The following is a 19673-nucleotide window of genomic DNA, read 5'->3' on the forward strand; positions in this document are numbered from 1 at the left end:
AGCGGTCCGTGATGCGTGCATGGCGTCACCGGCACATCGCGGGCAATCTTTCCAGGTCGTCGTGGATGGAGGCCGCCAGCCGCGCCGCCGTCTGCGCGTCGGCGGCCGGCGCATCGTGCAGGCCAGCCGCGCAGGTCTCCTGCAGGCGGCGGCGCAGCGTGGCGCGCAGCCCCAGGCACTCCCAGGCGCGCTCGGCATCCAGCGGGAGCACCGCGTAGACGATGGACGTGCAGGGATCGGCGCCGCGCTCGCCCAGGTCGCGGCCGGCGACGTCGGGCGGCGGCGCGTCCAGGCCCGGATCGAAGTAGCTGTCCGGGAAGGCGGCCGCGTAGCGCTCGGGGTCCAGCGTGGCCCGGTAGCGCCCGATGGCGACGTCCAGCGGGCGGCCGCACGGCGCGGTCGCGGCGAGCCGGCGGATCAGCGCGTAGGCCGCGCCGCGCAGCTCGGGCCGCCCTTGCAGCGCGACCGTGGCGCCGTCCAGCACCGGCAGGTGCGCGGCCACCGCCATGCGCGCCAGCTCGTGGGCATGTGCCGGGGCGCAGCGGTCGCGCAGGCTCGCCGCGAGCAGAAACGCGAGATCGTGCGCGAAACCGTCGTGCGCGAGCAGCAGCGCGGCCAGCGCGTCCCGTTGCGCCGGCGCGAGCAGGGCGCCGCCATCCAGCGTCGACGGGGCCGGCGGGTGCGCCGGGGCGACTTGCGCCCGCGGATGCGGCATCTGCATGGGCCACCCGCGCAGGCCGGCCAGCCAGCCGGCGGCGACGCCGACCGCCAGCGCGCCGGCGGCCAGCGCCATCGTCAGCGCGACGTGCCGGCGCGGCGATGCCGGCGGCGGCGTCACGAAACCCGCCGGCGGGCTGGTGTCCATGCGGGAAACGGGTCGGGCATGCGCGCCCAGGCCGTCGGACCCGCGCGCCATTCCTCCTCGCGCAGCAGGCAGCGGTCGAGCGCGGCGCGGATCGCGCGCTCGGGCAGGTCCACGCCGATCAGCACCAGTTCCTGGCGGCGGTCGCCGTAGGGCGACGTCCACTGGCGCGCCAGCGCCGCCCGCTGTCCGGCATCGGGCAGCTCGTCGGCGCCGGGCGGCGGCACGTCCAGGTCGGCCGCGGCGAACGGGCGGCGCAGCCCGTCGCGCACGCGCCGCCGGCTGGCCCACCAGTGGCCGGCGGGGCGCGTCTCGGTGGCGCCGCCGGCGATCGCCAGCTCGCCGACCCAGTCCATGCGGCTGGCCAGCCAGAAGAAGCCCTTGGCGCGCAGCACGCCGGGTATCCCGCGCAGCAGCAGGTCCTGCAAGCGCGCCGGGTGGAACGGCCGCCGCTGCGCGTAGACGAAGCTGGCGATGCCGTAGGCCTCGGTCTCGGGGGTGTGCTGGCCCATCAGCTCCTTCACCCAGCCGGGCGCGGCCTGCGCGCGTTCGTAGTCGAACAGCCCGGTGTCGAGCACCTGCTCCAGCGGCACGCGGCCGCGCTCGGCCTCGACGATGCGCGCGTCGCGGTTGAGCGCGCGCAGCACCCGGCGCAGCAGCGCGCGGCCGGCCTCGTCCATCGCGTCGGATTTATTGATCACCAGCACGTCGGCGAACTCGACCTGCTCGGTGAGCAGCTGCACCAGGGCGCGCGCGTCGCCGTCGCCCGCCGTCTCGCCGCGGTCGGCCAGGCGGTCGGTCGAGCCGAAGTCGGCGAGGAAGCGGCCGCCGTCCACCACGGTGACCATGGTGTCCAGCCGCGCCACGTCGGCCAGGCTGAAGCCGTCCGCGTCGCGCACGTGGAAGGTCGCCGCCACCGGCAGCGGCTCGCCGATGCCGGTGGACTCGATCAGCAGGTAGTCGAAGCGGCCCCCGGCGGCGAGCCGGCGCACCTCGCGCAGCAGGTCGTCGCGCAGGGTGCAGCAGATGCAGCCGTTGCTGAACTCGACCAGCTTCTCCTCGGTGCGGCTGAGCGCGCCGCCATCGCGCACCAGCGCGGCGTCGACGTTGATCTCGCTCATGTCGTTGACGATCACCGCCACGCGGCGGCCCTCGCGGTTGGCGAGGATGTGGTTGAGCAGGGTGGTCTTGCCGGCGCCGAGGAAGCCGGACAGCACGGTGACGGGCAGGCGCGGGGCGCTCATTCGGCGGCTCCCGCGCGTGCCGTGTCCCGTTGCGCCTGCCAGCGCGCGATGGCGTCCTGCACGAAGGGCGCGACCAGCACGTTCTCGGTGGCGAGGACCGACCAGGTATCGCCGCGCAGCACCTCGCGCATGTAGCGCTCGTGCTCGCGGTCGACGTCCAGCCCCGAATCGTTCGAGTGGGCGCCGGCGTCGTCGCGCACCTCCAGCCAGTACAGCACGTGCGGGTCGCGCGCGGGGTCGCGGAACATCGCCTCCACGTACATGTGCTCGCGCGCCAGCGTCGCCACCGCATCGTCGTGGCGCGCGTGCAGGAAGCGCTGCCAGTCGGCGTAGCGGCCGAGCCCGTCGTCGCGGATCTCGACGCGGTGCAGGCGCACCTGCAGCGGATGGCGCAGCGCGGGCGGCGCGCCGCCGGCATCGCCGGCCCAGGCCTGCACCAGGGCGAGCAGGGCGATGCCGGCGAGCAGTCCGGCGAGGAAGGCGCTGCGGGGCTTGGACATGGCGATCGCTCTCATTCGAAGGCGTTCCTCAGGTTCTGCATGTCGTCGTCGCTGTAGGGCGTCAGCACGGCGTCGTGCATGGCGTAGGCGGAGGCGGCCATGCTGTTGCGCGTGGTCTCGATTCTCAGCACGCCCTTGAGCCAGAACGGGTCCCACAGCTGCGGCGCGTCCACGCCGCGGGCCAGCGTGACGTGCACCATCATGTTCGGGGGCGGCGGCGGCACGTGGATGCAGGCGCCGTAGAAGGGCACGAAGAAGAACTCGTTCATGCGGCCGGCGTCGTCCGAACCCAGCGGCACCACGTAGCCGGGCAGGCGCACCTTGCGGCCGTCGAGCGCGGCCACGGTGTGCAGGGTGCCGAACTGGCTGCCGCGGCGGTTGCCGATGTGCAGCACCGGCGGCGCCTTGTCGAGCAGGGCGACGTCCTCGGCGGGCAGCATGTGCGTCCATTCCAGCTCGGCGTAGCCGTCCGCGTCGGCGTCGCCCAGCGTGCCGGGCGGCAGGCCGTCGCGCGCGGCCGTCGCGTTGCGCTCGGCGGCCAGGCCCTGCGCGGCGAGGATGCCCGCGGCCTCGGCGCGCGCGCGGCGCGCGCGGCCTTCCGCGGCGGCGGCCTCGGCGCGGACCAGCACCGCCCGCGCGCTGGTGCCCGCGGGCGCGGGGCCGCCCGTCCCGCCGCCGCCGTGCCGCGAGCACGCGGCGAGCAGGCCGATGGCGAGGCAGGCGAAGCGGACGGGCCGGCGCATCACAGGCGCACCTGCAGGCCGTCGGCGAGCGAGCGCCGGTAGGCGATCCACGCCGGGATGCAGCCGGCGAGCAGGCCGAGCAGCACCACCGCGGCGAGCAGCAGGCATTCCTCGCCGGACGGCGGGCCGAGCGTCAGCAGGATGCCGTAGCGCCCGGCGACGAAGCCGCGCAGCGCGGCCAGCGCGGCGTACAGCAGGACCACGCCCAGCGCGGCGCCGGCCGCCGCCAGCAGGCCGGCCTCGAGCGCCAGCAGCGCGAACACCGTGCGCGCCGAGGCACCCACCGCGCGCAGGATCGCCATTTCGCGCCGGCGCTGGTCGAGCATGGTGAGCAGCGCGGTGAGCATGCCGCACAGCCCGGCCAGCACCACCATCGCGCTCACCGCGCGCAAGGCGTTCTCGGCGGTGCCGACCAGGCCCCAGAGCTGCCCCAGCGCCACGCCGGGCAGGATCGCCAGCAGCGGCTCGGCGGCGTAGTCGTTCACCGCGCGCTGCACGGCGAAGGCGGCCAGGCGCGACTTGAGGCCGACCAGGAAGGCGGTGACGCTGGTCGGCGTGAGGTCCATCGCGCGCGCCTGCGCGGCGCCGATCTCCATGCCGGGCAGGCGCATGCCCGAGCGCCAGTCCACGTGGATCGCCTCGATGCCGGCGAGGCTCACCATCACGGTGGCGTCCACCGGCGTGCCGGTCGGCGCGAGGATGCCGACCACGCGGAACGGCTTGTCCGCGTGCAGCATCTGCGGCCCGCCGCCGAAGCCGTGCGCGAGCACGATGCGCTGGCCCAGGCGGTAGTGCAGCTTGTCCGCGACCCGTGCGCCGATCACCGCGTCGTAGAGGTCGTCGAACGGCTTGCCGTCGGCGAAGCCCAGCGCGTGGCCGTCGCCGTAGCGGTAGCGCGTGAAGAAATCCGCGCTGGTGCCCATCACGCGGAAGCCGCGGTGCGAGTCGCCCAGCGAGATCGGCACGGTCCAGGCCACCTCGGGCAGGGCGGCGATCTCGCGGTAGCTCTGCCACGACACGTTGCTGGTGGCGTCGCCGACGTGGAACACCGCGTACAGCAGCAGGTTCACCGGCCCCGAGCGCGCGCCGACGATCAGGTCGGTGCCCGACACCGTGCTGGCGAAGCTGCTGCGCGCCTCGCGGCGCAGGCGTTCCACGCCGAGCAGCAGGAGCACGCTCAGCGCGATGGTCAGCACGGTCAGCGCGACCGCGAAGCGGCGCATGCGCATGCTTTTCACGGCGAGGACGAGCGTGCGCATGGTCAGGCGGCCTCCGCGCGCGCCGGCGCCGGCAGGCGCACGATGCGGTCGAAGTGCCGGGCCAGGGCCAGGTCGTGGCTGACGAACACCACGGCGCTGCCGTTGCGCCGGCACTCGGCCAGCAGCAGCGCGACGAAGGCGTCGCGGGCCTCGGCGTCCAGGGCCGAGGTCGGCTCGTCCGCCAGCACCAGCTCGGGGCTGCCGATCAGCGCGCGCGCCGCGGCCACGCGCTGCTGCTGGCCCACGCTGAGCGCGGCCACGCTCCTTCGTCGCAGCGGGGCGGCGTCCAGCCCCAGCGCGGCCAGCAGGCGCTCCGCCTCCGCGCGCGGCGTGCCGTGCAGGGCGGCGCAGGCGGTGCGCCGCGCGGAGAAGGCGCAGCCCAGCAGCACGTTGTCGACCAGGCCGAGATAGGGCAGCAGGTTGAACTGCTGGAAGACGTAGCCGACGTGGTCGGCGCGGAAGCGGTCGCGCTGCGCGGACGACAGGCCGGAGAGCACGGTGTCGAGCAAAACGACGCGGCCCTCGCGCGGCACGCCGACGCCGGCGAGCAGGCCGAGCAGGGTGCTCTTGCCGCTGCCGCTCGGGCCGCACACGAACACGCGCTCGCCGCGGGCGACGTCGAAATGCGGCAGCACCAGGACGTCGCGGCGGCCGTCCCAGGCGAAGCGCAGGTCGCGGCAGCTCAGCAAGGGCGTGAGTCCCCACGGGATCATGGGGCGAGCGCGACGCGGTGGTCGCCCGGACCGAGCACCTGGCGATCCTGCCGCTGCGGCAGGACCAGGTTCACCACCACCTGCCGGGTGGCGGGGTAGCGGTCGGCCAGGCGGATGTCGATGTAGGCCAGCGCCTCGGGCGTGGCGCAGCGGTAGTCGTAGCGCGCGTCGATGTCCGCGTGCGCGTCCCCGCCATCGGCCGGCGGCGCGTCGTAGCCGTGCGGTTGCACGTCGGCATCGAGCAGCCGGCAATCCGCACCGGGAGCCGGCGACAGCCAGCCGGAAGGCGCGCGCAGCGCGGCCAGCACCGCTTCCAACCGCGCGCGCTCCTGCGCATCGTGCGGCGGGTGCTCGAAGCCCACCAGATTGGCGCCGGGCGCCTCGACCGCGATCTGCAGCGCCGGCCCATCCAAGGCGACGTCGACGGTGGCGATGCCGTGCACGTGCGGACCGTGCTGGCGCAAGGTCTGGGCGCGCACGCCGTCGGCCGGCATCGAAGCGGCGACCAGCAGGAGCGCGGCCGCATACCGTATCCGTTTCATGGCAGCCTCGGCGGAAAGGTTTGTAATGTTATAACATATCAAAATGAGCCGGATGGCAAGCCTCCCGACGCGGCCGACCGGCCTGCTCGACCGCGCCGGCGCGTTGTGGGCGGGCTTGTGCGCGCTGCATTGCCTGGCGTTGCCGCTGGCGTTCGTCGCCGCACCGGCACTGACGGCGGCGCTGTATTCCTTCCACGCGCCTCAGCACGGGCTGGCCATCGCGCTGTTGCGCGCGATCAGCCTGGAACCCTGGTTCATCGGCATCAGCGCCGCGGTCAGCGGGCTGGCCATCGGCCACGGCGCCTATTGGCACCGCCGTTGGCCGCCCGTCGTGCTGGCGCTGGCCGGCGTGGCTTCGCTGGCCCTGGCCTGGTTCGGGCGCCTGGCCTTCGACGGCTGGGCGCACTTGATCGGCATCGGGCTGGGCGGTGCGTTGCTGGTCGGTGCGCACTTGTGGAACTTGCGCTTGCTGGCGCGGCTGCGCCGTAGCTGATGCGTCGTCACGGCTCGTTCTCGAACCGGATGGCGCAGTGCCATGTGTTGTTGCCCCTAGGACCATGCCCGCATGTGCAGGAGCGCGTCGCGCGCGGCGACCAGTGCGCCCTACAGCCCCGGAGCCTTCGAGCAGCGGAAATCGCCCGGAAACCCGCGCAGTTCCTCGTCCCTAGCAGTCGTCCGCACACAAGCGGTCTGTATCGTAGGGACGAAAGTAGGGACTATGGACGTCAGGCAAGAAAAAAGCCGCTTAATCCAGCGGCTTATTTCGACTTTTGGCGGAGAGGGTGGGATTCGAACCCACGGTACGGTTACCCGTACGCCTGATTTCGAGTCAGGTACATTCGACCACTCTGCCACCTCTCCAAAGCGGTGCGTGTGGTCCACGCGAGCCGGCGATTTTACGTGAGGGCAGCGGCGGCTGACAACTGCCCGCCGCCGCGGCCGGCCCGGCCGGCCGCGGCGGCTTCCGGGCGGGTCAGCCGGCCTTCTTCTTCGCCAGCCGCAGCCAGGTGTCCACCACGGTGTCGGGGTTCAGCGACACCGACTCGATGCCCTGGTCCATCAGCCACTCGGCCAGGTCCGGATGGTCGCTCGGGCCCTGGCCGCAGATGCCCACGTACTTGCCCTTCTCGCGGGCGGTCTTGATCGCCATGGCCAGCAGTTTCTTCACTGCCGGGTCGCGCTCGTCGAACAGGCCGGCGACGATGCTGGAGTCGCGGTCCAGGCCCAGGGTGAGCTGGGTGAGGTCGTTGGAGCCGATGGAGAAGCCGTCGAAGATCTCCAGGAACTCGTCGGCGAGCAGGGCGTTGGAGGGCACCTCGCACATCATGATGACCTTGAGGCCGTGCTCGCCCCGCTTCAGGCCGTTCTTCGCCAGCACCTCGATGACCTTGCGGCCTTCGCCCAGGGTGCGCACGAACGGGATCATCACCCACACGTTGTCCAGGCCCATCACCTCGCGCACGCGCTTGACCGCCTTGCACTCCAGGCCGAACGACTCGGCGAAGCCCGGGTCGACGTAGCGGCTGGCGCCGCGGTAGCCGATCATCGGGTTTTCCTCGCGCGGCTCGTAGCGCGCGCCGCCGATCAGGCCGGCGTATTCGTTGGACTTGAAGTCGGACAGGCGCACGATCACCGGCTTGGGGAACACCGACGCGGCGATGGTGGCGATGCCCTCGGCGAGGCGGTCCACGTAGAACGACACCGGGTCGGCGTAGCCGGCCATGCGCTCGTCGATCTTCTTCTTGGTCTCGGCATCCTGTTTCGCGTATTCCAGCAGCGCCTTCGGGTGCACGCCGATGTGGCTGGCGATGATCATTTCCAGGCGCGCCAGGCCGATGCCGGCGTTGGGCAGCATGCCGAAGTCGAAGGCGCGTTCCGGGTTGGCCACGTTCATCATGATCTTGAGCGGGGCTTCCGGCATGTCGCCGAGGTCGGCGGTGACGCGGTCGAACTTGAGCCGGCCCTCGTAGATCACGCCGGTGTCGCCCTCGGCGCAGGACACGGTGACCTCCGCGCCGTCCGGGATGGTGTCCAACGCGTTGCCGGTGCCGACCACGGCGGGCACGCCCAGCTCGCGCGCGATGATCGCCGCGTGGCAGGTGCGGCCGCCGCGGTTGGTGACGATGGCGGCGGCGCGCTTCATCACCGGCTCCCAGTCGGGGTCGGTCATGTCGGCGACCAGCACGTCGCCGGGCTGCACCTTGTTCATGTCGGCCAGCGAGCGGATCACGCGCGCCTTGCCGGCGCCGATCTTCTGGCCGATGGCGCGGCCCTCGGCCAGCACCTTGCCCTTCTCGCCGAGGTGGAAGCGCTCCAGCTGGGTGGCGTGCGAGCGCGACTTCACCGTCTCCGGGCGCGCCTGCACGATGTAGAGCTTGCCGGTGCGGCCGTCCTTCGCCCACTCGATGTCCATCGGGCGGCCGTAGTGCTGCTCGATCACCAGCGCCTGCCTGGCCAGCTCCTGCACGTCCTCGTCGGTGATGCAGAACCTGTTGCGCAGCCCGGCCGGGGTCTCCTCGATGCGCACGCGCTCGCCGGGCCGGTCCGAATAGACCATGCGCTGCTGCTTGGCGCCGAGGCTGCGGCGCAGCACCGCCGGCTTGCCTTGCTTGAGCGTGGGCTTGAACACGTAGAACTCGTCGGGGTTCACCGCGCCCTGCACGACCATCTCGCCCAGGCCGTAGGAGCCGGTGACGAACACCACGTCGCGGAAGCCGGACTCGGTGTCCAGCGTGAACAGCACGCCGGAGGCGCCCACGTCCGAGCGCACCATCAGCTGCACGCCGGCGGAGAGGAACACGTTCTCGTGCGCGAAGCCCTGGTGCACGCGGTAGGCGATGGCGCGGTCGTTGTAGAGCGAGGCGAACACCTCCTTGACCTTGCGCAGCACGTCGTCGATGCCGACCACGTTGAGGAAGGTCTCCTGCTGGCCGGCGAAGGAGGCGTCCGGCAGGTCCTCGGCGGTGGCGGAGGAGCGCACGGCCACGGCGACGTCCTCGGCGCCGGCGTCCTTGCACAGCTTGGCGTAGGCCGCGCGGATGGCCTGCTCCAGCTCGGCGGGCAGGGCGGTCTCGACGATCCAGCCGCGGATCTCCTTGCCGCCGGCGACCAGCGCGTCGACGTCGTCCACGTCCAGCGTCTTGAGCCGCTCGGCGATGCGCGCCGCCAGCCCGCTCTTCTCCAGATACCGCTGGAACGCGCCGGCGGTGGTGGCGAAGCCGCCCGGCACCGACACACCCAGCTTGGCGAGGTTGCCGATCATTTCGCCCAGCGAGGCGTTCTTGCCGCCGACCTTGCCGAGGTCGGTCATGCGCAACTGGTCCAGCCAAAGCACGAGGTCGTTCAAGGGAGTCTCCTTACGAGGGGAAGCGGCGGTGGTCATGCGGTCCCGCGCAGGCCGGAAGCGGCCTGCAAAGAACTGGTATTGTCCGCTGCGGATGGTGCGCGGCACAAGAAGACCATTCCGCCGGGCCGCCTTGCCAGCTGCATACCAGTCAGCGCGGAGTCAAGCGAGGACAGGCCTGCGCGCTTGCGCTAAGGTGCCGTGCAATCCAGCGCGCGCGTCCGGGAAACCCCATGCAACGTACGGTGTTCTTCATCTCCGACTCCACTGGTATTACCGCGGAGACGATCGGCAACAGCATCCTCGCCCAGTTCGACGGCGTGCAGTTCGACAAGCACCGGCTGCCGTTCATCGACGACGCGCAGAAGGCCGAGTCGGCCGCCCTGCGCATCAAGACGCGCTACGCGCAGACCGGCGAGCGCCCGATCGTGGTGAACACCATGGCCGACCGCTCGCTGTGCGAGATCGTGGCCGCCAGCGGCGCGCTGATGCTGGACGTGTTCGCGCCGTTCATCGGGCCGCTGGAGGAGGAGCTGGGCGCCAAGCGCTCGGGCGCGGTGAACCGCTCGCACGGCCTGGTCGACTTCGAGAAGTACGAGGCGCGCATCAACGCCACCAACTACGCGCTGTCGCACGACGACGGCATGGACGTGGACTACTCGCAGGCCGACCTGATCCTGGTCGGGGTGTCGCGCTCGGGCAAGACGCCGACCTGCCTGTACATGGCCTTGCATTACGGCGTGAGCGCCGCCAACTATCCGCTGACCGACGACGACCTCGACAAGCTGGAACTGCCGGCGCGCCTGCGCCCCTACCGGGACCGGCTGTTCGGCCTCACCATCGACCCGCAGCGGCTTGCGCAGATCCGCGAGCAGCGGCGCCCGGGCAGCCGCTACGCCACGCTGGAGCAGTGCCGCTGGGAGCTGGAGCAGGCCGACCGCCTGATGCGGCGGGCCGGGATTCCCAGCCTCAACACCACGCACGTGTCGATCGAGGAGATCGCCAGCAAGATCTTCGACCGCTTCGGCATCGAGCGGACCATGTTCTGACCAGGAGGAACCCCGGCGTCCATGAGCGTCGTACTCGACAACCGCAACGCGCTGCTGCCGGGCCGCTTCGGCTACCTGATGGGGCTGTACGCGGAGAACTACCACCGGCTGGCGCGCCTGTTCGCGCCGCAGGAGCTGGCGCCGGGCGAGTACGTCTCCAGCGTGGACGACGGGCTGGACGTGCACCTGAAGGTGCAGGAGCGCCACCCCTACACGCTGGAGCTGGAGCTGACCTACGCGATGGTGGACGCGCACACCGGCCTGCGCACGCCCTCGGCGCAGCTGCGCATGTACACCGACGCGCACGTGGCCGAGGCGCTGCACTGCCATCCGGGCCGGCACCTGTGGCAGGTGCTGGGCCCGTTCCCGCCGGCGCACACGGTGCTGCAGCACCGGCTGCGCATGAACGGCTTCCTCTCCCGCTGGCTGGAGTACCTGGCCGAGCAGGGGCATTCGCGCGGGACGCTGGAGCTACCGCCGGAACAGGGGCAGGGCGGCGCGGGGGGATAAGGTTTTCGGGAAGCGCGGCCGGAACGGTTGCCCTCTGTCCCTCGCTTGGACGGAAATGCCGGCGCGCGCCCAACAAAAAACCCGCGCGAGGCGGGCTTTCCGTGGATGGCGGAGCGGACGGGACTCGAACCCGCGACCTCCGGCGTGACAGGCCAGCATTCTAACCGACTGAACTACCGCTCCCCATTGTGATCCAGCTCGTGCGATCCAACCCGTCCCGGCTTTCGGCCTGGCGTCCCCACGGGGATTCGAACCCCGGTCGCCACCGTGAAAGGGTGGTGTCCTAGGCCTCTAGACGATGGGGACGGGTTAGGTTGGTGGAGCCAGCCGGGATCGAACCGGCGACCTCTTGCATGCCATGCAAGCGCTCTCCCAGCTGAGCTATGGCCCCGCCGCTGGAAGCCCGGAATCATAGGCAGGCTTTGGAATTACGTCAAGCATCCGTCGAAAAATTTTTTCGGCCGCGTTGCGCCGGAGACGCCCGCATGCCGGCCCGGCGCGCATGTCGCTGCGTCACTGGCGACTGCTAGGCTTGCGGAACGTTTCCGAAGGCGTCGTCGATGCACGAACTGCAATTCATCCAGGACCTCGCCACGGTGATGCTGGTCGCGGGCCTCACCACCGTGGTCTTCCAGCGCCTGCGCCAGCCGGTGGTGCTGGGCTACATCATCGCCGGCGTGCTGGTGGGGCCGTACACCCTGCCGGTGGTGTTCATCCACGACGAGCGGACCATCCGCACGCTGTCCGAGCTGGGCATGATCCTGCTGCTGTTCGCGCTGGGGCTGGAGTTCAGCCTGAAGAAGCTGCGCGAGGTGGGCGGCGCGGCCCTGGTGGCGGCGCTGTGCGAGATCGTGCTGATGCTGTGGCTGGGCTACGAGATCGGCCGCTTCTTCGGCTGGGGCTCGATGGATTCGCTGTTCCTCGGCGCGATGCTGTCGATGTCCTCCACCACCATCATCATGAAGGCGCTGGACGACCTGGACCTCAAGCGCGAGCGCTTCGCGCGGCTGATGTTCGGCATCCTGATCATCGAGGACGTGCTGGCGATCGTGCTGATGGCACTGCTCACCGGCATCGCCAGCACGGGCGGCCTGGAGGCGGGCGAGGCGATGGGCGCCATCGGCCGGCTGACCCTGTTCATGGCGGTGTCGCTGGTGGTGGGCCTGCTGCTGGTGCCGCGGGTGGTCGACTACATCGCCCGGGTCAGCCGCGACGACGTGCTGCTGGTGGCGGTGCTGGGCCTGTGCTTCGGCTTCTGCCTGCTGGTCACCGAGATGGGCTACAGCATCGCCCTGGGCGCCTTCATGATCGGCGCGATCGTGGGCGAGTCGGCCAGCGTGGCGCGCATCGAGCGCATCATCGGGCCGGTGCGCGACATGTTCAGCGCGGTGTTTTTCGTGGCGATCGGCATGCTGATCGACCCGGCGACGCTCGCGCAGTACTGGCTGCCGATCCTGGTGGTCACCGCGGCGGTGGTGCTGGGCAAGGTGGTCACCTGCAGCTTCGGCACCTTCATCGCGGGCAACGACGGTCGCACCTCGCTGCGCGTGGGCATGGGGCTGGCGCAGATCGGCGAGTTCTCCTTCGTGATCGCCTCGCTGGGGCTCAGCCTGCACGTGACCAGCGGCTACCTCTACCCGGTGGCGGTGGCGGTCTCGGCCATCACCACCTTCCTCACCCCGTACCTCATTCGCGCCTCCGATCCGCTGGCCAGCCTGCTGGGGCGGACCCTGCCGGTCCGCTTCACCGGGCTGTTCGGCGCGTATACCGACTGGATGGGCGGCCTCAGCCTGAGCGGGCAGGGCGCGATGGTGGCCAAGATGATCCGCCGCCTGGTCTGGCACGTGCTCATCAACGCGATGCTGGTGGTGGCGGTGTTCCTGATCATGGCCTACCTGTACCGGCGCGGCGCGTTCCACTGGGACATCCTGGCGGGCCGGGAGCAGGTCAAGCGCAGCCTGGCCTGGTCGATCGCGGCGCTGGTGTCGCTGCCGATGATCGTGGCGGCCTACCGCAAGGCGGAGGCGCTGGGCATGCTGCTGGCCGAGCTGAGCATTCCCGAGCACATCGGCGGCGCGCGCACCATGCGCGGCCTGCTGGCGCGCATCATTCCGCTGGCGACCATGGGCGTGCTGGGCCTGCTGGTGGCGGCGCTGGCCTCGACCATCCTGCCGCCGCGCGAAGTGGCGCTGGTGCTGCTCCTGGTCATGCTGCTGCTGGCCTGGCTGCTGTGGCGGGTGCTGGTGCAGGTGCATGCGCGCCTGCAGGGGGCGCTGCGCGACACCCTGGAAAAAACCGGGCAGCCGGATGACCGCCATCACTGAACGGTCGCGGAAAACAACGTAAAAAAGCGCGAATCCGGCCATTCCGTGAAACTTTGCCGGGATACGGCGGTCGCAACCGGGCATCGTTGCCAAGACTCGACCGGGACCGCACAATGCGGGGCCTGCCTCCATAGGGGGGGCGAGTCCGGTAGCGCCGGCACATCCAAATACGAGGGAGTTCCACATGAAGCACTTTTTGCGTCCCACGCTGACGGCGGTTGCGCTGGCTGCTGCACTGGGCACGACCGCGGGCGTGTACGCACAGGCCGCCAAGTCGGGCGCCGCTCCCGCGGTGGACAAGACCAAGGCCAGCTACGTGGTCGGCTGGGATCTGGCCAGCTCGCTGCCGCCGCTGGTGCGCGAGGAGGTCGATCCGGCCACCGTGGCGCGCGCCGTGCAGTCGGCGCTGTCGGGCCAGAAGCCGACCATGAGCGAGGCCGAGTACAAGGCCACCCGCGAGGCCTTCGTGGCCCACCTGCAGGCCAAGGCCAAGGCGGAGTACGAGCAGGTGGCGGCCAAGAACAAGGCCGAGGGCGAGGCCTTCATCGCCAAGAACAAGACCGCGCCGGGCGTGAAGGCCACGGCCTCCGGCCTGCAGTACCAGGTGATCAGCGAGGGCACCGGCCCGCGTCCGGGCCCGAACGACACCGTGCAGGTGAAGTACACCGGCACCTTCATCAACGGCGAGAAGTTCGACGCCTCGGCCGACCACGGCCAGGGCGACCAGCCGGCGCCGATCCCGCTGGCGAACGTGATCCCGGGCTTCCGCGAGGGCCTGCAGCTGATGAAGACGGGCGCGCACTACAAGCTGTTCATCCCGTCGAACCTGGCCTACGGCGCGCAGCCGCAGAACGGCTTCCCGCCGAACGCCACGATCATCTTCGACGTGACCCTGGTGAAGACCGGCCCGACGCCGGCCGGCCAGGGCGGCGACGGCAAGTAAGCCGCGTCGCCAGCGACGGCACCCGGCGGGGCGCGAAGCGATTCGCGCCCCGCCGCTTTTCCGCGCGCGCCGCGGGCCGCGGTTGCGGCACGCCCTGCTAGAATCGGCGCTTCCCCGATCCGGAACCTCCAGGACATGAAAGTCACGATCTTCGGCACCGGCTATGTCGGCCTGGTCACCGGCGCCTGCCTTGCGGAGATGGGCAACCACGTGGTGTGCGTGGACATCGACGCGGCCAAGGTGGCGCGGCTGGAGCGCGGCGAGATCCCGATCTACGAGCCGGGGCTGGAGCCGATCGTGCGGCGCAACCACGCCAGCGGCCAGCTGGCCTTCACCACCGACCCTGCGCCGGCGGTCGCGCACGGGCAGGTGATCTTCATCGCGGTGGGCACGCCGCCGGACGAGGACGGCAGCGCCGACCTGCAGTACGTGCTGGGCGTGGCCCGGACCGTCGGCCGCCACCTGGACCGCTACGCGGTGGTGGTGAACAAGTCCACCGTGCCGGTGGGCACCGCCGACAAGGTGCGCGAGACGATCGCCGCCGAGCTGGCCGCGCGCGGCGCGGCGGTCGAGTTCGACGTGGTATCCAACCCCGAGTTCCTCAAGGAGGGCGACGCGGTGGAGGACTGCCTGCGCCCGGACCGCATCGTCATCGGCAGCGCCAGCGCGCGCGCGGTGGCGCTGATGCGCAAGCTGTACGCGCCGTTCAACCGCAACCACGACCGCACCGTGGTGATGGACGTGCGCTCGGCCGAGCTGACCAAGTACGCCGCCAACGCGATGCTGGCGACCAAGATCAGCTTCATGAACGAGATCGCCAACATCGCCGAGCGGGTGGGCGCGGACGTGGAGCTGGTGCGCCAGGGCATCGGCTCGGACCCGCGCATCGGCTACCACTTCATCTATCCAGGCGCCGGCTACGGCGGCTCGTGCTTCCCCAAGGACGTGCAGGCGCTGGAGCGCACCGCGCGCGCGGCGGGCTACGAGGCGCGCCTGCTCGGCGCGGTGGAGGCGGTCAACCACGACCAGAAGACCAAGCTGTTCGAGCTGATCTCGCGCCATTTCGGCGGCCAGCTGGCCGGCCGGACCATCGCGCTGTGGGGCCTGGCGTTCAAGCCCAACACCGACGACATGCGCGAGGCGTCGAGCCGGCGCCTGATGGAGTCGCTGTGGCAGGCCGGCGCGAAGGTGCGCGCGTTCGACCCGGAGGCGCGCGAGGAGACCCGGCGCATCTACGGCGAGCGCGCCGACCTGGTGCTGTGCGACAGCGCCTACGCGGCGCTGGAAGGGGCCGACGTGCTGGCCATCGTCACCGAGTGGAAGGCCTTCCGCAGCCCGGACTTCGCGCGCATCCGCGCGGCGCTGAAGGAGCCGGCGATCTTCGACGGCCGCAACCTGTACGACCCGGCCACGGTGGAAGAGGCCGGCCTGGCCTACTACGGCATCGGCCGCGGCCGCTCGCTGAGGCGCTGAGATGTCCGACGAGAAGCTCTCGCAGCGGCTGGACGAGCTGGAGGCGCGGCTCACCTTCATCGACGACACGGTGAGCGCGCTGGCCTCGGCCGACGCCGAGCAGGCGCTGCGCATCCTCGCGCTGGAGCGCCTGGTGAGCGACCTGCGCAGCGAGCTGTCCGCGCTGCGGCTGGGGCAGGGCCCCGATCCGCACAGCGAACCGCCGCCGCCGCATTACTGACCCTTGCAACGCAAGCAACGGACGGAACGACCATGGCCGAGTCCCTGCGCGATCAGCTGCTCAAGAGCGGCATCGTCAAACAGGTCCGCGACGACAAGCGCGCAAGCGCGCCGGGCAAGGGTGCGCGCCCGGCCCCGCGCGGCAAGCCGGCGCCGAAGGGCAAGCCGCAGCCGCGCAGCCAGGAGGAGATCGACCTGGCCAGGGCCTACGCGCTGCGCGCGCAGACCGAGGCGGCCGAGCGCCGCCACGCCGAGCAGGAAGCCGCCGAGCAGGCGCGCCTGAGGCGCGAACGCAGGGCGAAGCTGCAGCAGCTGCTGGAAGGCCAGGCGCTCAACAGGCCCGACGCCGAGCACGTGCGCCACTTCGAGTACGGCGGCAAGATCCGCCGCGTGCACGTGGACGCCGGGCAGCTCGCCGCGCTGAACGCCGGCACGCTCGGCGTGGTGCAGCAGAACGGCCGCTACCTGGTGGTGAGCCGGGCGGTGGCCGAGCAGGCGCGCGCGATCGACCCGCACGCGCTGGCCCTGCTGGTGGACCCGTCGGCGCCGCGCGAGGACGACGACGGCGTGCCTGCCGACCTGATGTGGTGAAGGCGGCAGGGGAGCGGTGGGCGCATCGCCTGGCCCGGCCGGCATCGGAATGGCGGGCCAGCTGGGGCGGTGACGACAGGCACCGCGCTTCGGCGCGAAGCCCCGAGGCATTCTGGATGACCGCGGACTTGCGCCGGAACGCCGGCAGGCATGCCCGCGCAACGAGCAAGGCGCGCTTGGGAGCCTGATCGTGATCTCCGCGTCCCCACCGGGAGGCGTCTGCGTGTGGCCAGGGAAGAGTGGACGCCGGTCCGCGATGGCGCGGTATGGCAGGAGTGGAGTGATGGCCCGGGCATCGCGGCCGGAGGCCGTTCCCACAAGGCCTGCGGTGCCCCCCGTGGGAGCGGCCTCCGGCCGCGATTGATCTGCCGCGAACCGCCAGCGGTCTCGATGCCAGGTCATGCCCGACGCCGTGCGGGCGAACGCGGGCTTGCATGGCCGGAAAAACACGGGAGCGATGAAAGGAACGGCGAGCGCTACCTCCCCGCCCACCCGCGGTCCATTCAAATGGCCTTTCTGGCGCTCTTCCCCGGAAGATTTCGAACAGGTCCTGACGGGAATGCGGAGAGGGCCGCACGCCGCGGCCCTTTACTTCCCGTGGCCGAACGCTCCTACGAACGTGGCTCGCCGCCCCCGGCCGCGGCGACCGGATCGGCCGGCTCCCGCAGTGCCGGCAGGTCCCAGCCCTGCTTGGGCTGGAAGCGCTCGCCGTGGCGCTGCGCCAGCTTCTCCAGCCGGCCCTTGACCACGCCGGCGCCCTCGCTGCGCACGTACTGGATCGGGCCGCCGCGGAACGGCGCGAAGCCGGTGCCGAAGATCACGCCGGCGTCGAGCAGGTCGGCGTCGTCCACCACGCCGTCGGCCAGGCAGGCCACCGCCTCGTTGACCATCGGCAGGATCAGGCGGTCCTGCAGGTCCTCCGCCGGCGCGTAGTCGGGGTCGACCTCCGGTTTCTTCGGCTTGCCGTCTTCCCACACGTACAGGCCCTGGCCGTCCTTCTTGCCGCGCTTGCCGGCCTCGAGCCTGTCCTCGATGCCCGGCGGCAGCTCCAGCCCGAGGAACGGCGCCAGCTCCTTGCCCACCGAGGCGCACACGTCCAGCCCCACGGTGTCGGCCAGCTCGATCGGGCCCATCGGCATGCCGAACGCCTTGGCGGTGCGGTCCAGCACCGGGCCGGGCACGCCCTCGCTGTACAGGCGCAGCGCCTCCAGCAGGTAGGGCATCAGGATGCGGTTGACCAGGAAGCCGGGCGTGCCCTTCACCGCCACCGGCAGCTTGCCGATCGCCTTGCAGAAGGCCAGCGCGCGCTTCTCCACCGCCGGGTCGAGCCGGTCGTGGCGCACCACCTCCACCAGCGGCATCTGCGCCACCGGGTTGAAGAAGTGCAGGCCGAGGAAGCGCTGCGGCGCCTTCAGGCCGGTGCGCAGCTCGTCCAGCGGGATGCTGGAGGTGTTGCTGGCGAGGATCTCGTCGGCCTGGAACTGCGGCTCGATCTGCGCGTACAGCGCGCGCTTGGCCTCGGCGTTCTCGAAGATCGCCTCGATGGCGAGGTCGGCCTCGGCCACGCCCTTGCCCTCGACGTCGGCGCGCAGGCGGCCGGCGGCCTCGGCGACCTTCTCCGGCGTCTTGAGCTTCTTCTCGTAGAAGGCGCGGGCGCGGTCCAGCGCGGGCTGGACGTACTTCATCTCGCGGTCCTGCAGGGTCACCTGGAAGCCCTTGAAGGCCGTCCAGGCGGCGATGTCGCCGCCCATCACGCCGGCGCCCACCACGTGCACGTGCCCGATGCCGTGCTCGACGCCGCCGCCCTGGTTCTTCAGCCGCTCCTGCAGGAAGAAGATGCGGATCAGGTTATGCGCGGTGGGCGTCTGCGCCAGCTTGGCCACCGAGCGCGCCTCCAGCTTCAGCCGCTGCTGGATGCTGGCGCCGCCGCGCCGCCACACCTCGATCAGCGCGAACGGCGCGGGGTAGTGTTCCTTGCGCACCTTGGCCGCGGTCTGCTTGAGCACCATCGGCGCCAGCAGCTGGCGCACCGGCCACAGGTTGGTGGCCCAGGCCTTCGCCCGCCGCGCCGCCGGCACCGGCTGCGGGCGGCGCAGCAGCGCGCGCGCCTCGGCCAGCAGCTCGTCCGGGCGGGCCAGCCGGTCGACCACGCCCAGCGCCAGCGCGCGCCTGGCCGAGAGCGGCTTGCCGGTCAGCATCACCTGCAGCGCGTCGGGCGCGCCGATCAGCCGCGGCAGCCGCGCCGTGCCGCCCCAGCCGGGGTGGATGCCCAGCATCACCTCGGGCAGGCCGATGCGGGTCTTGTCGTCGTCCGCGGCGATGCGCTGGCGGCAGGCCAGGATCAGCTCGGTGCCGCCGCCCATGCAGGCGCCGTGCACCGCGGCCACCGTGGGGCAGGGCAGCCGCGCCAGCGCCTCGTACACGCGCTGGCCGTTCTCGATGTTCTCCAGCACCGTGCCCTGGCGGGCGTACTCGACGAACTCCTTGATGTCCGCGCCCACCGCGAAGCCGGCGGGCTTGGCCGAGTGCACGATCACCCCGGCGGGCTTCTCGATCGCCAGGCGCTCGACGATCTGGCCCAGCTCGTCCAGCACGGCGCGGGAGATCGCGTTGACGCTGCTGCCGGCGCGGTCCAGGGTCAGCGTGACGATGCCGCTGTCGTCCTCGCTGGCCTTCCAGTGGTTGAAGCGCAGTCCTTCGAACATGGGCGTGTAGGGGGCGGTCGCAGGGCTCCTGAACATACCGCTCCGTTGCGCCGAATGCGAGACGCGGCGCATCGTCGCGGCCGCTTTTGCCACCCCGGTCAGCTCTTGCGCAGCCGGCTATTGCGCTTCGCCCCGGAGCGCGCAACGCTACGCCGCGATGACCTCTCTCCTGGCCTCCACGCCGCCGCAGGCGGGCACCGAACTGTTCGAACGCATCCTGGCCACCGAGGCCGGGCTGCTGGTGCTCGAGGGCGGGGACATGCAGGCGCTGGTCGCCAACTTCCGTGCGATCGCGCGCCACAGCGGGCAGTCGGTCTACCTGTGGGAGCCGGACGGCGGCCTGGGCAACCTGCGCGAGGCGCATGCGCGCGTGCCCGGCTGCCAGCGCCTGGGCAGCGCGTTGCGCTACATGCAGCAGAGCATGCATTTCGGCGTCTACCTGCTGGCCGGCCTGGAGCTGCCGCTGTCGGCGATGGACAACAGCCTGCTGCGCCAGCTGGCGCGGCCGGCCACCGGGCACCTGCGCCGGGTGGTGCTGCTGGACCCGCCGCCGGCGCTGGTCGAGCAGCTGGGCGAGCTGGCGGTGCGCCTGCAGGGCGAGGCGGGCGCGCCCCGGCGCCCGCGGCTGCGCGACGGCCGCTGGGTGGTCTGAC

18 protein-coding genes and 4 tRNA genes are annotated in these 19673 nt (G+C 71.5%); 9 read left to right on the plus strand and 13 right to left on the minus strand.

Annotation, left to right across the window (positions count from 1 at the left end):
* Nucleotides 1-25: 25 nt before the first annotated feature.
* The 7 genes from C7456_RS17115 to C7456_RS01845 are packed head-to-tail and all read right to left on the minus strand — an operon-like array spanning nucleotide 26 to nucleotide 5863.
* Nucleotides 26-865: a hypothetical protein gene (locus C7456_RS17115; protein ID WP_170120147.1), complete on the minus strand. Its 840-nt coding sequence runs from the start codon at nucleotides 863-865 to the stop codon at nucleotides 26-28.
* Nucleotides 835-2106 (minus strand): GTP-binding protein, encoded by a 1272-nt coding sequence (locus C7456_RS01820; RefSeq protein WP_109722049.1) that lies wholly within the window; start codon nucleotides 2104-2106, stop codon nucleotides 835-837. Before C7456_RS01820 ends, C7456_RS17115 begins: the two co-directional genes overlap by 31 nt.
* Nucleotides 2103-2606, minus strand: coding sequence for a DUF6176 family protein (locus tag C7456_RS01825; protein WP_109722050.1), 504 nt, complete (start codon nucleotides 2604-2606; stop codon nucleotides 2103-2105). The genes C7456_RS01820 and C7456_RS01825 overlap by 4 nt, the downstream gene beginning before the upstream one ends.
* A gap of 11 nt (nucleotides 2607-2617) precedes the next feature.
* A complete protein-coding gene (locus tag C7456_RS17425; protein ID WP_245889738.1) occupies nucleotides 2618-3349 on the minus strand; it encodes a DUF3299 domain-containing protein in 732 nt (243 codons plus the stop codon).
* A complete protein-coding gene (locus C7456_RS01835; protein ID WP_109722051.1) occupies nucleotides 3349-4608 on the minus strand; it encodes an ABC transporter permease in 1260 nt (419 codons plus the stop codon). Before C7456_RS01835 ends, C7456_RS17425 begins: the two co-directional genes overlap by 1 nt.
* Nucleotides 4609-4610: 2 nt before the next feature.
* A complete protein-coding gene (locus C7456_RS01840; RefSeq protein ID WP_109722052.1) occupies nucleotides 4611-5321 on the minus strand; it encodes an ATP-binding cassette domain-containing protein in 711 nt (236 codons plus the stop codon).
* Nucleotides 5318-5863: a ZrgA family zinc uptake protein gene (locus tag C7456_RS01845; protein ID WP_109722053.1), complete on the minus strand. Its 546-nt coding sequence runs from the start codon at nucleotides 5861-5863 to the stop codon at nucleotides 5318-5320. The genes C7456_RS01840 and C7456_RS01845 overlap by 4 nt, the downstream gene beginning before the upstream one ends.
* A 43-nt stretch (nucleotides 5864-5906) precedes the next feature.
* Here C7456_RS01845 and C7456_RS01850 point away from each other — a divergent pair, with 43 nt between their 5' ends.
* Nucleotides 5907-6356 (plus strand): MerC domain-containing protein, encoded by a 450-nt coding sequence (locus C7456_RS01850; protein ID WP_109722054.1) that lies wholly within the window; start codon nucleotides 5907-5909, stop codon nucleotides 6354-6356.
* A gap of 278 nt (nucleotides 6357-6634) precedes the next feature.
* Here the strand turns inward: C7456_RS01850 and C7456_RS01855 are convergent.
* Together C7456_RS01855 and ppsA are read right to left on the minus strand one after the other, a co-directional pair.
* A tRNA-Ser gene (locus tag C7456_RS01855) sits at nucleotides 6635-6724 on the minus strand.
* Nucleotides 6725-6836: 112 nt separating this feature from the next.
* Nucleotides 6837-9209 (minus strand): phosphoenolpyruvate synthase, encoded by a 2373-nt coding sequence (gene ppsA / locus C7456_RS01860; RefSeq protein ID WP_109722055.1) that lies wholly within the window; start codon nucleotides 9207-9209, stop codon nucleotides 6837-6839.
* A 230-nt stretch (nucleotides 9210-9439) separates the two neighbouring features.
* Between ppsA and ppsR the strand changes: the two genes are divergently transcribed.
* A complete protein-coding gene (ppsR, locus tag C7456_RS01865; RefSeq protein WP_109722056.1) occupies nucleotides 9440-10255 on the plus strand; it encodes a posphoenolpyruvate synthetase regulatory kinase/phosphorylase PpsR in 816 nt (271 codons plus the stop codon).
* Between the two features lie 21 nt (nucleotides 10256-10276).
* The gene (locus tag C7456_RS01870) at nucleotides 10277-10765 is read left to right on the plus strand and encodes a DUF1249 domain-containing protein (protein ID WP_109722057.1); all 489 of its coding nucleotides are present in this window, start codon (nucleotides 10277-10279) and stop codon (nucleotides 10763-10765) included.
* 106 nt (nucleotides 10766-10871) lie between these two features.
* On the opposite strand, the gene C7456_RS01875 is transcribed toward C7456_RS01870, so the two are convergent.
* From C7456_RS01875 to C7456_RS01885, 3 genes are all read right to left on the minus strand, one after another.
* Nucleotides 10872-10948: transfer RNA gene (locus tag C7456_RS01875), tRNA-Asp, on the minus strand.
* Nucleotides 10949-10995: 47 nt separating this feature from the next.
* Nucleotides 10996-11071 (minus strand) — tRNA-Glu (locus C7456_RS01880).
* 9 nt (nucleotides 11072-11080) lie between these two features.
* Nucleotides 11081-11156: transfer RNA gene (locus C7456_RS01885), tRNA-Ala, on the minus strand.
* A gap of 169 nt (nucleotides 11157-11325) precedes the next feature.
* Here C7456_RS01885 and C7456_RS01890 point away from each other — a divergent pair.
* From C7456_RS01890 to C7456_RS01910, 5 genes are all read left to right on the plus strand, one after another.
* The gene (locus C7456_RS01890; protein WP_109722058.1) at nucleotides 11326-13089 is read left to right on the plus strand and encodes a cation:proton antiporter; all 1764 of its coding nucleotides are present in this window, start codon (nucleotides 11326-11328) and stop codon (nucleotides 13087-13089) included.
* A 184-nt stretch (nucleotides 13090-13273) separates the two neighbouring features.
* Complete coding sequence (gene bamJ, locus C7456_RS01895) at nucleotides 13274-14032, plus strand: BamJ family beta-barrel-assembly machinery protein (protein ID WP_109722059.1); 759 nt, start codon at nucleotides 13274-13276, stop codon at nucleotides 14030-14032.
* Between the two features lie 135 nt (nucleotides 14033-14167).
* Nucleotides 14168-15505, plus strand: coding sequence for a UDP-glucose dehydrogenase family protein (locus C7456_RS01900; RefSeq protein ID WP_109722060.1), 1338 nt, complete (start codon nucleotides 14168-14170; stop codon nucleotides 15503-15505).
* 1 nt (nucleotide 15506) lies between these two features.
* Nucleotides 15507-15725 carry a SlyX family protein gene (locus C7456_RS01905; RefSeq protein WP_109722061.1) on the plus strand — a complete coding sequence of 73 codons (219 nt, stop codon included), beginning with the start codon at nucleotides 15507-15509 and terminating at the stop codon, nucleotides 15723-15725.
* Between the two features lie 32 nt (nucleotides 15726-15757).
* On the plus strand, nucleotides 15758-16315 hold the full coding sequence (locus C7456_RS01910; RefSeq protein ID WP_109722062.1) for a DUF2058 domain-containing protein: 558 nt from the start codon (nucleotides 15758-15760) through the stop codon (nucleotides 16313-16315).
* Between the two features lie 611 nt (nucleotides 16316-16926).
* On the opposite strand, the gene C7456_RS01915 is transcribed toward C7456_RS01910, so the two are convergent.
* Nucleotides 16927-19020 carry a 3-hydroxyacyl-CoA dehydrogenase NAD-binding domain-containing protein gene (locus C7456_RS01915; RefSeq protein WP_109722063.1) on the minus strand — a complete coding sequence of 698 codons (2094 nt, stop codon included), beginning with the start codon at nucleotides 19018-19020 and terminating at the stop codon, nucleotides 16927-16929.
* 157 nt (nucleotides 19021-19177) lie between these two features.
* Between C7456_RS01915 and C7456_RS01920 the strand changes: the two genes are divergently transcribed.
* Nucleotides 19178-19672: a hypothetical protein gene (locus C7456_RS01920; RefSeq protein WP_109722064.1), complete on the plus strand. Its 495-nt coding sequence runs from the start codon at nucleotides 19178-19180 to the stop codon at nucleotides 19670-19672.
* The last annotated feature ends 1 nt before the right edge of the window (nucleotide 19673 follow it).

The organism is Fulvimonas soli, assembly GCF_003148905.1.
In the GTDB taxonomy this organism is placed as follows: Bacteria; Pseudomonadota; Gammaproteobacteria; order Xanthomonadales; family Rhodanobacteraceae; genus Fulvimonas; species Fulvimonas soli.

Bases quoted from the DNA above. Each gene is read 5' to 3' on its own strand.
- C7456_RS17115 (WP_170120147.1), bottom strand. From the start codon at position 865: ATGGACACCAGCCCGCCGGCGGGTTTCGTGACGCCGCCGCCGGCATCG.
- C7456_RS01820 (WP_109722049.1), bottom strand. From the start codon at position 2,106: ATGAGCGCCCCGCGCCTGCCCGTCACCGTGCTGTCCGGCTTCCTCGGC.
- C7456_RS01825 (WP_109722050.1), bottom strand. From the start codon at position 2,606: ATGTCCAAGCCCCGCAGCGCCTTCCTCGCCGGACTGCTCGCCGGCATC.
- C7456_RS17425 (WP_245889738.1), bottom strand. From the start codon at position 3,349: ATGCGCCGGCCCGTCCGCTTCGCCTGCCTCGCCATCGGCCTGCTCGCC.
- C7456_RS01835 (WP_109722051.1), bottom strand. From the start codon at position 4,608: ATGCGCACGCTCGTCCTCGCCGTGAAAAGCATGCGCATGCGCCGCTTC.
- C7456_RS01840 (WP_109722052.1), bottom strand. From the start codon at position 5,321: ATGATCCCGTGGGGACTCACGCCCTTGCTGAGCTGCCGCGACCTGCGC.
- C7456_RS01845 (WP_109722053.1), bottom strand. From the start codon at position 5,863: ATGAAACGGATACGGTATGCGGCCGCGCTCCTGCTGGTCGCCGCTTCG.
- C7456_RS01850 (WP_109722054.1), top strand. From the start codon at position 5,907: ATGAGCCGGATGGCAAGCCTCCCGACGCGGCCGACCGGCCTGCTCGAC.
- ppsR (WP_109722056.1), top strand. From the start codon at position 9,440: ATGCAACGTACGGTGTTCTTCATCTCCGACTCCACTGGTATTACCGCG.
- C7456_RS01870 (WP_109722057.1), top strand. From the start codon at position 10,277: ATGAGCGTCGTACTCGACAACCGCAACGCGCTGCTGCCGGGCCGCTTC.
- C7456_RS01890 (WP_109722058.1), top strand. From the start codon at position 11,326: ATGCACGAACTGCAATTCATCCAGGACCTCGCCACGGTGATGCTGGTC.
- bamJ (WP_109722059.1), top strand. From the start codon at position 13,274: ATGAAGCACTTTTTGCGTCCCACGCTGACGGCGGTTGCGCTGGCTGCT.
- C7456_RS01900 (WP_109722060.1), top strand. From the start codon at position 14,168: ATGAAAGTCACGATCTTCGGCACCGGCTATGTCGGCCTGGTCACCGGC.
- C7456_RS01905 (WP_109722061.1), top strand. From the start codon at position 15,507: ATGTCCGACGAGAAGCTCTCGCAGCGGCTGGACGAGCTGGAGGCGCGG.
- C7456_RS01910 (WP_109722062.1), top strand. From the start codon at position 15,758: ATGGCCGAGTCCCTGCGCGATCAGCTGCTCAAGAGCGGCATCGTCAAA.
- C7456_RS01915 (WP_109722063.1), bottom strand. From the start codon at position 19,020: ATGTTCGAAGGACTGCGCTTCAACCACTGGAAGGCCAGCGAGGACGAC.
- C7456_RS01920 (WP_109722064.1), top strand. From the start codon at position 19,178: ATGACCTCTCTCCTGGCCTCCACGCCGCCGCAGGCGGGCACCGAACTG.